Origin of the sequence: Chroococcidiopsis thermalis PCC 7203 (genome assembly GCF_000317125.1) — a bacterium.
GTDB classification, from domain to species: Bacteria; Cyanobacteriota; Cyanobacteriia; order Cyanobacteriales; family Chroococcidiopsidaceae; genus Chroococcidiopsis; species Chroococcidiopsis thermalis.
Genome location: NC_019695.1, coordinates 4,604,962 through 4,616,974, shown reverse-complemented (window position 1 = coordinate 4,616,974; position 12,013 = coordinate 4,604,962). Strand labels below are relative to the sequence as shown.

The window sequence follows — 12,013 nt, the reverse complement described above, 5'->3', positions numbered from 1 at the left end:
CACCAGCCACTAGCCACCAGCCACTAATAACTGACACCTATAACATAAATCCCAATCCTAACAGTAATCCGCAGACAAAATGCAACCCTACGGCAATAAACTTACAATTGCTTACTTTTTCTGGTTGGTCATGATATTGTAGAACGTGCCGACACAACTTAATTGCAAAGGGTAAGCTTAACCAACTTAGTAAAGTCCACGTTGGAAATATATTTAAAACTGTTAATAAACTGGTTAAGGTGTAAATACTGCCACAAATCCAGGGTAATAAATTAGCAGATAAAGCCGTACCCAAACGGACAATAGGCGATCGCTTTCCGGCAGCGAGATCGTCCTTGATTTGGTGAAAATGAGAACAGAACAAAATTAAGCTAGTGACAGTTCCGACAATAATTGAAGCAGCTAAGTTTGTGGTTGACCAAGATTGAGTTTGACTATAGTAAGCTGCTGAAACTGCAAGCGGACCATAAGCCACAAAGCACAGAATTTCCCCTAACCCGTGATATCCTAAGCGAAAAGGTGGTCCCTGATAAGCGTAGCCGATCGCGCAGCACGCGAGGATAATGCCGATTATAGTTAAGTCTCGTTGCCACCAGGCGATCGCTAAAATACCCAATAAACCCAAAATCAAAAACAGATTCCCAATCCAGAAAATGAGACGTTTGTTTCCAGTTAAATTCACCAAAGAGTGAGCTTTATTTTTATCGATTCCCGTTTCAGAATCGAAAACATCATTGCTGATATTACTCCAAGCTACAATACAGATAGCAGCAGTGAGAAAAGTCGAAAATACGCCTGCATTCAAATTTTTTGTTTGCGCAACTGCTACCGCAGTTCCTACCCAAATTGGAATAATGGCAACGCTGTACATTGGTGGTTTAATTGCTGCCATCCACAATTTCGATTTAGGTTGAGAATTAGAATATGTAATCAGCTTTGTTGTCATTTTAAAGGGTGATTGGTAATTGGTAGTTGGTAATGGGTAATGGGAGTTGGCAGTTGGTTGATAGTGAGTGGCTAGTGGAACCAGACTCAATTCTTATCACTAGCCACTAGCCACTAGCCACTAGTCACTGATAACTGATAACTGACAACTGATAACCGTCCCCATTTCTTGTACTATAGGGATCGGTGCATTTGCGGCATGAGAGTAGCTGTCATTCCCATGCTGTCTGCGTTCTAGCGGTTTTCTCTCGCTCTGGACTTCGTCCCGCTTTGCTAACACTCCTTGCTCCTCGCTCCTCGTATGCAAACCGATCGCCTGTAGCCATCCCATCACGATTTAATAATCTTTAGGAACAGAAGTTAAAAAAAATTTACAGTTAAAAAAAATTTACTAAACTTGGATGCAAAAATAGTTTACTTTAACATTCATGCTCCTTTTACCGCGCCCTGCCAACTACCACTTAAACTGCCAGAAGCTATACCAGTTTCTTGTAGCTTCGCAAAAAAACTGCGATCGAAATTGTTCTCAAATCGTCAGCATTTCTCTGGAGATCGATTCGATCGATCCGCTGGCTTTACTAGAAAAACTAGCTCGACCCCATCAATTAAATTTCTATTTCGAGAATAAAAGCAAAGGAGAGGCAATCGCTGCTATTGATGCTGTAGCACAGTTACAATTGGCAGGTGCAAATCGTTTTCATCTGACTCAAAAGTTTATTCGCTCTTGTTTAAAAGAAACAGATATTTTTGATTCTTCTAACCATACTTTTGCTAAACCATATTTCTTTTGTAGCTTCAGTTTTTTCTCGGAGGCTACAGCAGATTATCCCTTTCCAGTTGCTACAGTATTTCTACCCCGCTGGCAAATTGCTAGACAAGGCGATCGCTGCGTATTAGTTGCTAACTTGTCAATTGAAGCAGATACAAATATAGATGTATTCATTCAACAATTATGGCGTAAGATTCATGAGATTACCTCAATAGAACAGCCAGAAAACGAAGGAAATCATTTTCAACGAGAATTCAGTCAAGTTGATGTCAGTAGTATCGATCGCTTTAAACAAGCAGTTATTGACTGTTCGGAATTAATTTACGAGCAACAACTGAGTAAAGTTGTCCTGGCTCATGCAATTGACGTGCAGGCAAATACAAACTTTAACTTATTTAAGTGTCTCAACCGCTTGCGACAAATGCATCCCGATTGTTACGTGTTTTCTACTCATAATGGGAAAGGACAAAACTTTATCGGCGCAAGTCCCGAACGATTAATTAGCATTCGCGATCGCCAACTATTTACCGATGCTTTAGCTGGTTCAATTTCGCGAGGAAAAACAACGGCGGAAGATACAGTATTAGCCAATCAATTATTGCAGAGTGAAAAAGAAAGGCACGAACATCGAGTTGTGATTGACTTTATTACGCAAAGTTTGCAAGAACTCGGTATTGCTCCACAATTATTATCGCCTCGGTTACGGCGACTAGCAAATATTCAACATTTATGGACACCAATTCAAGCTAAAGTTCCGATTGATGTTCATCCATTAGAAATTGTTGCCGCTTTACATCCAACTCCAGCAGTAGGAGGAGTTAGCAGACAACTCGCTTGCAAAAAAATTCGCACCTACGAAAAGTTTGAAAGAGGTTTGTATGCTGCACCTTTAGGCTGGGTAAATCATCAAGGAGATAGCGAATTTATTGTGGGAATTCGTTCGGCTTTAATTGATGGCGATCGCGCTAGGTTGTATGCTGGTGCTGGAATTGTTGCTGGCTCTAATCCCGATCGAGAAATTGCCGAAGTCAGGTTGAAATTACAGGCATTACTGAAGGCTTTGATCTGAAGAGAGACAAGGGGGACAAGGGGGACAAGGGAGACAAGGGGGAACTCGGGGACCCCACGACCGAAGGGAGTGGGGATTAGGGGGCGAAGGGAGACAAGGGAGACAAGGGAGACAAGGGGGACAAGGGAGACAAGGGGGATTTATTCACCGATAGTCCATTGGGCTGAGTTATTAATCATGTTTACTAAACCGCATAATACCTTGTTGTAAGTACTGTAAATTTCTCTCGCTTGGTTTATTTCTATGTAGCCGCATTTGACGGCAAATTTTATCCAAACTTGAGTTTCAGAAGCTTCCGCCTCACAATCGTTTAACTTGGCAATAAAAGCAGCCTTATATCTACGTTTTCTCCAAGCCTCTGCTAAATTGGCACATACAGAGCGTGATGAACGACGGATTTGGTCAGTTAACGAATATCTCTCTTCAATAGGAAACTTTTTAGTGAGTTCGTATATTGTCATTGCTGTATCGAATGCTAACTCAAATATTGCTAAATCTTCATGGCTCTTAAAAGACTTTTTCTTCACAAACAAACATTTTTATCCCACTTCACAATCTATTATTCCCAACAATCCCCCTTGTCCCCCTTGTCTCCCTTGTCTCCCTTGTCCTTTTCTCTAACTCCCTTACTCCTCACCCCTAGTTAAGGTATCCATCTGGGACGAAAGCCAGGTAAGGGCAACTGTTCGGGACGCAATTGGTTGGTGAGATCGGCATTTATAGTTTCAGGAAGTGGGAGTAGCCATAAATGACTGGTGGCGATCGCCTGTCCTTGCTCGGTACGGGGTAAAGTTGGAGATGGGTTAGCATTGGCTGCTGTCACGACTTGATCGAATAGCAAACCCAAGCCATCGGGAGCTAAACTCATCTGAATATCTCTCTGATTGGGTAGCACGACTAGAGGCGTTTGTTTTCCGGTTTTGAGATTGATCGCGCTTAAATACGGCTGTTCCTCATAAGTATTTCCCTGCATCAACTGTGTCAGCAAGCAGTAGAGAATTCCGGCACGCGGATCGAACTGAGCGCTGAGAATAGAACCAGTCGTGCGTAATAATTCTCTTTGTACGCCTTGGTTTGTGACTAAAAATAGCGATCGCGTGTAATCGGAATTAAATCGCACCATTGCCCCTTGCGTACCATCGGGGGCAAAATCCAGTACCATACCAAATTGAGGCAGAAATTCTAAGGGTTTTTTTGCATCAGCTTGTAAAGGTAAAATTGCGACTCCTTGTCCTTGGGCAACTGCTACTGTTTGACTATCAGGAGTAATTAAAAAGTCTCCTCCTGGTTCCGTTTCCATTTCCTGCGGCGGAGAATTGGGACGGACGATCCAAAAACCAAATCGATCGGATTGACGCTGGCTGACACGCTGCACCAATATAGTGTTGCCATCGGGAGACAAGTCAAATTTGAGATTTTGATAGTCTTTGTTATCTAAAATTAGGTCAATTTTGCCTGGAGACGGGACTTGTTGATGATTCAAGAAAGAAAACCAGTGAGTCCGATCTGGTTGAGGGGTAGAAATTCCAGTTGTGACAGTATAAATCTGGGCAGAAAGTAACCCTTGGGGATTGTGATTTTGGCGATTTTGGCGATCGCTAGCAGAAAAGAGAATTTTGTCACCATGAGGATAAAGCTTATAATCAACGACTGCCAGATTTTTCGGCGTGAGGATCGTTTTCTTTTGCTGGGTGAAATTGTAAAGGACGAGCCTGCCTTGTTCCTCTCCTTCTACACCGAGATAGACAAAAGCGCGATCGCGGGTACTAAAAGTTGCCTCAAAAGGTTGTAGCAGCCGCCTCAAATCTGTTTCAGGCGTAAACTTATCTCTGGCAAAGCGTAACTGCACGCGATACGTCGCGCCATAGGGTGCTGGTTCTAGCAAAGTATACGCTAACCGTCGTCCTGCCCAACTAACTTTACCTGGTAGTGGCGGATCGATTTGTAAGTTTGCCTCGACGCTATTGGTATTCATCGGACGGCTAAACGTGAGGCTAAAAGAGCGATCGCTAGCACCAATCTGTCTAGCTTGCCAACTAAAATCTCTCACTTTGGGTGCAACTATATCCCCGCGCCACACCAACAGTCCAATGAGCAGACTGAGAACGAAGATCAGGGCGATCGCCACGCGATCGATGGGTTGGAACCAAGACTTAGTAGCTGACATCTTAAATTGGTTGTTGATTGTGAGGGAGTAGATAGTGGCTGGTGGCTAGTAGCTAGTTTCTTGTTTCGGTCTAGTCACCAGTCCCTAGCCACTAGTCACCGAGTGCTGATTTTTTGTAGTCAATATAACAAATGACCAATGACGAATGACCAATGACGAATGACTCTTCAGGTAGAGGTTGGAGATCGGCTGGAGATTGCAAATAGAGAATAGGTGTGGACGAAGCAGATGTACTAGTCAAATGCGATCGCCACACCTTTAACAATCGCTTAACAAACACCCGCGATCTGTCAGTCACTTGACGGCATGAGTGAGGGTGTGAGGAATACATAAGCATTACAAAACAAGGAAGTTTAATAGCAATGCAACGCAAAATTATCACTGCTGCTCTTGTGGCAGTCGGGTTGTTTGTCTCTTTAGAATACAAAACCTTAGCACAATCAAGTCAATCCCCAACTCAATCTTCTCCTGGAACTACGACGCAGCCTGTTCCTGATGCAACTCGCTCTACACCTGGTGCAACTGAGTCGAATCCCAGCATAAACCAACCTAATCGCGATTCAACTCAGACTCAACCCAGCACAACCGGGCAAAATCAGCAACTCAGTACTCAAGATCGGCAGTTTATTACTGAAGCAGCCCAAGGGGGAATGGCGGAAGTCCAACTCGGAAAACTTGCCTTGCAACGCGCCTCTAGCCAAGAGGTAAAAGATTATGCTCAGCACATGATTGACGAGCATACTAAAGTTAATCAAGAGCTAATGGCTTTGGCACAACAAAAAGGTGTAACTCCACCAAAAACCATCGGTCAAAAAAATGAAGCTGTACGGGCAAAGCTATCGAAGCTTTCTGGCAGCGCTTTTGATAAGGCATATATGAACGAGGCAGGAGTTAAAGCCCACGCTCAGCAAGAAGCTTTATTCAGCCAGCAGGCGAAACAAGGTCAAGATCCAGATCTAAAAGCTTTTGCTGCTAAAGTCTTACCCACAGTACAAGAGCATTTGCAACAGGCACAAAAACAAACGGGTAATAGTGCTACTAAAAAATAAGTGAGTCGTAGGGGCGGGTGCGCGCAAGCAGATTTACGGCTGTAACCACAAGTCTTTGTCCAAAACCCGCCCGTACAGATAGAGACATTACATATAACGTCTCTACATTAATCGTTTCTTCTTACACTAGTTGCTCAGCATTTGGTCTGTATATTCAATATAACTTTCTGCGGTTTGGATTTGTGCTGTGGCTTCAGGTAGAAGAAAACTCAGTTCTTCTACCAATTTTTCTTTTTCTTCTAGAGATAGTTTTTGATCGATTTGAGCTTGGCTCAAATTATCTCTGTAATTATGGAGAAAAGTATCGAGATTTGCAAAAAATACATCTACTCTTTGCTGAAAATCTTTATCTAGATATTTCTCGATTTCCAAATTAATATTATCAATACTGCCTTCAATCGATTGATTTACTTTGGCAATTAGCGTATTTAAAGATACAGTATAGTAATCTTCAATCACTCGCGGTCGTCGGATCTGAACTTTGACTTCTACGGGAACTATCCACAACCAATGCCACCACTGACGCTGATTTCTTAATACTTCCACATTACCGCGATCGACAAATCGACTTTGCCTTTTAACTGGAGGTCTGACAAAACCCATTGTCTCAAAAGACTCCCACTGCATTGTCGGCAGAGATAAATCTAAGTTGAAAGCTTCATTTAATCGCTGACAAGCTCCTTCAATAATTGGCTTTGTTTCTTGTTCTAGAAGATCTAATAGGCTTTGACGCGCCTGTTCGATTTCTTGACTCGTGCGATCGCGAACGCTGCTTAATAAACTATCTGCCCTCTGTTTAACATAAGTGACTGCCTGATCGACAAACTCTTCTGCTACTTCCGGACTCTCAAATTCAAATAAACCAGAAGTTTTAAACTCAACTTGCGATTTAAGGCGTGACGATACCCACTTAGGAAAAAGTTCAAAGTCACCAATATTAGTTAAGAAAAGTTCCCGCGCTCTCATGTCCATCTTTTTAATTAAGTCAGCCCGTTGGTACTCTTCTTTGGCAAAGAAAATTTCTAAATTCACAGTTGCTTCTTTTTTCAGCACTTGTAACAGTTCGTGGAGATTTTGATGCAGTTGAGATTTGATCGAATCGACATCCTTGAGGCGGCTGCGACACAATTCAAGGCGATGCAAATCGGCTTCTAGCGCATATAACTCTAACTGCAATTTCTCTGCGTCTTGACAAATGGCACTACTGCGGAGCTTGACTTCATCCCTTAGCTGTACCAAACGACTGCGACCGAGATTAAGGGCAGATTTCAAACACTTAGGTGCAGCGCGTTCCATCAATGCTTTTACAGCTTTTTCTAAAAATGGCTCAAATCCAGACTTATTCCATAATTTTTGAGCTTTTTTCCGAATTTCTTCCGAGGTAACTTCTGCTAGTTCTTCTTCCCAATCAATCCCGAAGACTTCTTGAGCTAATACCCGTGCTGCGGGGATCTCACTCAGAGTAAGCTCGGGGTGCTGCTCTAGTTCGTGGGTAAAGTGAGCGGCAGAAAATGCCCTTCTAGCTGAGACTTCAAATACTTGGTTTGTATCGTCATTGCCAATGCCAAATTCAGCTGCAATAAATTGGCGCAGCTGTTCTGATGTCATGTCGCCTTCGCGCCGTTGATCGACTTTGTTTACTAAAATGTACAGGTTATCTTTACCCCGTAGATCGATAACTCTTTGTACGTCCCGTTTGACCTGTTCGGCGGCTTCTGTTTTCAACTGAGTGAAGTCTAGTACGATCAATACCATCGAACTTTGCTTGAGTTGTTCGGCGACTACTGTAGCAAGCTTGAGGTTTTCTCCCGCTTCGTTGGGTCCAGGGGTATCGACAATAACCAAATTGCCTAACAGATCTGGCTTATTATTAGCTGTATCCGCTGGAGATAGGCGGCGCGATCGCCCCATTGGAACCTGAATGCAGGGAACTTCTGTAAGCTTTCCCAAGGGGTCTGTAGATGGGTCAATGGTATTGCAAAGGCGAACGATATCGTTCAAACTCATCAATACCTGAATAATTTCCTCTCGTCCAGAGGTTATTTCTTGCAACTGTAGACTTGTGGGGTCTTGAATTTTGGGCAGCAAATCTTGTAAATGAGGATATTGCGCGATCTTGTCTTGGATGCGCTGCATTCCCAAAGTTTGAATCTTTGTTTGTAAAGCCTGAAGCGTCTGTTGATAAACAGAAATAATTTCGGGACTCAGGGTTAAGGTTGGCTGAGTCAAATCCGAGTTAAAAATAATTTGTGTTGGTAGGGTTGTCATTGCTGCATTGCGACTAGGGAGAATTTCCTGTCCGGCAATGGCGTTGATAATTGTAGACTTACCAGCCTTCATCGGCGCAACGATCGCCATCATTAGCTCTAATTTTTCCACATTGTGAGATACACTCAAGACCTCTTGCTGAAAGTCTTTGTACTTATCGCTAGAACTATCAGTGCTGAGAGCGCTGGCGGCGTTATCCATCAGAAAACTAATTTCCTTGAATAAAGCGATCGCTTCTTGTTGCAAATTTTGTACGTTAGGCTGAGGCGCTGGAACAATCATTGCCTGTTATCTCGCAAAATGGTAAGTCCACTTGCGTTGATTTTGGCTTAACAATTTTATAATCACTTCAGTAAATATACGAATTGCGCGATCGCGCCTTTTTTGATACGCAAAATGTAAGAAGGGACGCACAGCTGTGCGTCCCTTCTTATCTATGTTCTAAATGATAGTTTTACTAACTACTCATTTCCCCTACAATTCTCATTGTCTCGACACTGACAGTACAAACTCTTTGCAGTAACGCGATCGCTTGCTCTTTATAATTGGCAAAGCGATAAGTATGAAATCTGGCAGCTACAGTTGCATCTTTAGGTTTCTTCTCTTTATATTGCTCTAACACCCACTCTAAAGCTGAGTGGTTTCCTAACATATATTCCCAAGCAGATGTAGGAATGCCTTCTAAGGTTGTCACCGTATCTATAATAATTCTGCCTCGATCGCGATCTGCTTTCAGTTTCACCTTCATAGCGCTGCATGTTGGGAGATCGATGCGCTGGAGAGGGTAGAGTGCTACAGTTTCATAACGAATATGTAATTTCAACAACTGTTGACCCCAATTCACCCACTGCCAAAAGTTATTGTAGAAAGGTAGGCGAGGAAAGTCTCTGTTTAAATTCTGCTGATATTTTGCGCGATAAGCCGGATAGTGTAGAACGGCATAGGTATAGTGAAAAATATCCAATTTGGTAATTGTAGAGATGTTAGATGTAACGTCTCTACAATAATAATTTTGAAATTGTTCTAGTCCCCAATCTGTAATATTATCAACGCGATCGCCATTTTCATCGTAGCAATATAAAGGAAGGCATTGCGAATCACCGATCAGATGATAATCTGGAATGCGATCGCTAGCTAAAGTCATGAATGATTTAGTCGAACCAGGTGCAGTAAAACCAATCAGCAAATTTTGACAGTTCCGATCAAATACTTGCCCTAGTTGATATTGCATCTCATTTACCTCTGGACTAAAATACAATTTTTTAGTCACAAATGGTCTATACAAACAGTCTCGAATATTGTTAGTTTTAAATTGATAGCTTATTCCTCGATTTAGATACCGTTTTAATCTCCTCGTCCATTTGATAGTGCGATCGAGATTTTCCCGTGTGTTTCGGTTATCAACTGCTTGATTATAAATACCAATGAAGTACCTAACTTTTGATTCTAGCGCCGTTTCTGATTCGGCATAAACCCATTCATCTCTAGCAGTAATAACCCCAAGGGTAAACAATTTAAAGATTGCTCTTGCTTCTCGTCGATCTTTACTAAACTTAGTGTCGCGATCTGCAACAGGTATGAGAGTATAAAAATCATTATCTACTCGATTGAGCCAATTATTATTTGCATCTGGTACGATCTGCTCGAATTGAATTTCTAAAAACTTGCGTTCGGCTAGATAAATATTTTTCTCTTTTGTAGTAGCATAGTCAGGGAGAGCGTGGTAATAAATTTGACAATTGCGATCGCCTTCTTTTCTAACTAGAAAATAGACGGCAATTCCCACACGAATTTTATCATTAAATATATTACCTCCTTCTCGATGCCTGCGATCGCCACTCGTTCGAGCGTTTCCTTTAAGATTAATAATATAAATTTCGTTGAATTCTTCAGTAATAACTTTTCTTAAACCATCGTAAGTCCGAGCATCAATAAAAGAATTATTAGAAACAAAAGCGATAATACCATTTTTACCCAAGCGATCGGATGCCCAACGCAGAAATCTAGCGTATAGATCGTATGCTTTTGTTTTCCGCGCTTGGCTATTTCTAATATAAGTCTCTTTCACGCGGCGATCGATCGTGGGATAACTAATGTTGCGATCGCTATGATATGGAGGATTGCCAATAATTACAGAAATGGTGCGATTATTTTGGCGTTGAATGCGTTCGTTGTTTTCTATATTTAAGCTAAATAAATCTTCCTGTTTACCTTCTTCAAAAAAGGCGTGTTCTAGAGTATCGACAAAACAAATGTTTTTAAATTCTTCATATCTACTCATTTTTTGCTTGTAAGTAAATTCAATGTTCAGATTAGCTATGTGATAAGGTAAGAGTGCAATCTCGTTACAAAAAATTTCGTTTTTATACTTATATGTCAGTTTGTTTTTTGGTAAATATTCAATTAGTTCAGTGATAAACGTTCCCGTACCAGTTGCAGGATCGAGAATTTCAATATTTTTTGAAGCTAATTTCTTGTGGAAATGTTGTTCTAGTAAATAATCTACGCTTTCGATGATAAAGCGAACCACCTCATTCGGTGTATAAACAATCCCCAAGCGATCGGCTGCTTGAGGATTATATGCTTGATAAAAGTTTTCATAAATAGCTTTTAAAAACTTTTGTTTTTCAGAATGGTTGTAGATATTAGTAGCAGTTTTTCTAATCACACCATAGTAACGTTCGATAGTACTCAGTAAATTGTTTTTTGTACTACTAGTAAAAAAAGTATTTAAAGCTCGTTGTAATTCGCGAGCAATATTATTTTCCCGATAATATTGAGATTCATTAAATATATTGCTAAAAATATCTTCTGTTAAAATATGCTGAATCATCATTTCCCGAATATCTAATAAAGTAATTTCAGGATTAATTGATTCTTTGCAAATTTCCCAAATTTGATATTTTGCTCTTTGAAATTCTGGATTTCTAGCGCTTTGTTGTTCCAACATGTCTCTTAATGTATTGAGAATTGTTGGTAAGTCTTGCTTGAATGTCTCAATAGCAGCGCGAAAATCTCTGACTTCTGGAGGAACATAGTTGAGAAAACGATTGAGAATTTGCTCTAGTGCGTCTCCATCTTGCATGGAAACGCGCATAACTTCAGTTCCAGCTTGAATTAAAACTGCTGTTTGCGAGTCTTCAAATAAAATATTGCTATCTGGGTAACCTTGGGATAGTTTATTTTCAATTGCTCGATCTAAATTATTAGCCTCTCTATTCCAATAACCCCAATTTAGGCGTAAAGTATCTTTAACTGTACCGTTAGGGTAAATAACTCTACCAATTTTAGTTTGATAATCTAGTTCTGGGATTAACTGAAAATCTTTACTCTTGCAGTATTCATCTAGTAGTTCTTGAAACGCAATCCGTAAAGAATCTGTCTGAAACGTTCCTTCAGAGCGGATAATTCTTGCTCTTTCTACTTGATATTGACTAATTAGAACTTTTGACACAAAGCCAAAGACTTTAATAGAACTCGTTGAGTTCAAGTCTGGCTCAGGCAAAATTCAAGCGCTTCAGTGAAATTTAGGGTTTCTTATTTTCAGCGCTTCTACAGATTTTTTATTGAATTTTTACGAGGGATTATTGTTATTTTTATGATGGAATTTTGCTGAAATATCGAATTTGGAAAAAATGTATATCTGCTATTAATAACTTTATAAAAGCAAGATTAGATATATAAAAAATTTAAAAAGTATGATGTGGAAAGTGTGAAGCCGAGTTTTTAGTTCGTCCAAATTTTGA

10 protein-coding genes are annotated in these 12,013 nt (G+C 40.8%); 3 read left to right on the top strand and 7 right to left on the bottom strand.

The genetic code is table 11. The annotated features are described in order from the left end of the window. Nucleotides 1-37: 37 nt before the first annotated feature. Together menA and CHRO_RS19955 are read right to left on the bottom strand one after the other, a co-directional pair. The gene (menA, locus tag CHRO_RS19960) at nucleotides 38-946 is read right to left on the bottom strand and encodes a 2-carboxy-1,4-naphthoquinone phytyltransferase (protein WP_015156032.1); all 909 of its coding nucleotides are present in this window, start codon (nucleotides 944-946) and stop codon (nucleotides 38-40) included. Nucleotides 947-1,066: 120 nt separating this feature from the next. Beyond that, nucleotides 1,067-1,276 (bottom strand): hypothetical protein, encoded by a 210-nt coding sequence (locus tag CHRO_RS19955; protein WP_015156031.1) that lies wholly within the window; start codon nucleotides 1,274-1,276, stop codon nucleotides 1,067-1,069. Between the two features lie 97 nt (nucleotides 1,277-1,373). Here CHRO_RS19955 and CHRO_RS19950 point away from each other — a divergent pair, with 97 nt between their 5' ends. Both CHRO_RS19950 and CHRO_RS32630 read left to right on the top strand, forming a co-directional pair. Further along, nucleotides 1,374-2,783 (top strand): isochorismate synthase, encoded by a 1,410-nt coding sequence (locus CHRO_RS19950; RefSeq protein ID WP_015156030.1) that lies wholly within the window; start codon nucleotides 1,374-1,376, stop codon nucleotides 2,781-2,783. Nucleotides 2,784-2,852: 69 nt separating this feature from the next. Next, nucleotides 2,853-2,993, top strand: coding sequence for a hypothetical protein (locus CHRO_RS32630; RefSeq protein WP_181824208.1), 141 nt, complete (start codon nucleotides 2,853-2,855; stop codon nucleotides 2,991-2,993). Here CHRO_RS32630 and CHRO_RS34885 read toward each other — a convergent pair. From CHRO_RS34885 to CHRO_RS32625, 3 genes are all read right to left on the bottom strand, one after another. Beyond that, nucleotides 2,924-3,310, bottom strand: a complete 387-nt coding sequence (locus CHRO_RS34885; protein ID WP_015156029.1) for a four helix bundle protein — start codon at nucleotides 3,308-3,310, stop codon at nucleotides 2,924-2,926. The genes CHRO_RS32630 and CHRO_RS34885 overlap by 70 nt on opposite strands. A 116-nt stretch (nucleotides 3,311-3,426) precedes the next feature. Beyond that, entirely contained in the window at nucleotides 3,427-4,950 is a 1,524-nt protein-coding gene (locus CHRO_RS19940) for an Ig-like domain-containing domain (RefSeq protein ID WP_015156028.1), read from the bottom strand. A gap of 91 nt (nucleotides 4,951-5,041) precedes the next feature. Then, nucleotides 5,042-5,281: a hypothetical protein gene (locus CHRO_RS32625; protein WP_181824207.1), complete on the bottom strand. Its 240-nt coding sequence runs from the start codon at nucleotides 5,279-5,281 to the stop codon at nucleotides 5,042-5,044. 31 nt (nucleotides 5,282-5,312) lie between these two features. Between CHRO_RS32625 and CHRO_RS29880 the strand changes: the two genes are divergently transcribed. Further along, nucleotides 5,313-5,999 carry a DUF4142 domain-containing protein gene (locus tag CHRO_RS29880; RefSeq protein ID WP_015156027.1) on the top strand — a complete coding sequence of 229 codons (687 nt, stop codon included), beginning with the start codon at nucleotides 5,313-5,315 and terminating at the stop codon, nucleotides 5,997-5,999. 126 nt (nucleotides 6,000-6,125) lie between these two features. Here the strand turns inward: CHRO_RS29880 and CHRO_RS19930 are convergent, their stop codons facing one another. Both CHRO_RS19930 and CHRO_RS19925 read right to left on the bottom strand, forming a co-directional pair. Beyond that, complete coding sequence (locus tag CHRO_RS19930; RefSeq protein ID WP_015156026.1) at nucleotides 6,126-8,549, bottom strand: dynamin family protein; 2,424 nt, start codon at nucleotides 8,547-8,549, stop codon at nucleotides 6,126-6,128. A gap of 175 nt (nucleotides 8,550-8,724) precedes the next feature. Next, complete coding sequence (locus CHRO_RS19925) at nucleotides 8,725-11,721, bottom strand: type ISP restriction/modification enzyme (protein ID WP_015156025.1); 2,997 nt, start codon at nucleotides 11,719-11,721, stop codon at nucleotides 8,725-8,727. Nucleotides 11,722-12,013: the final 292 nt, after the last annotated feature.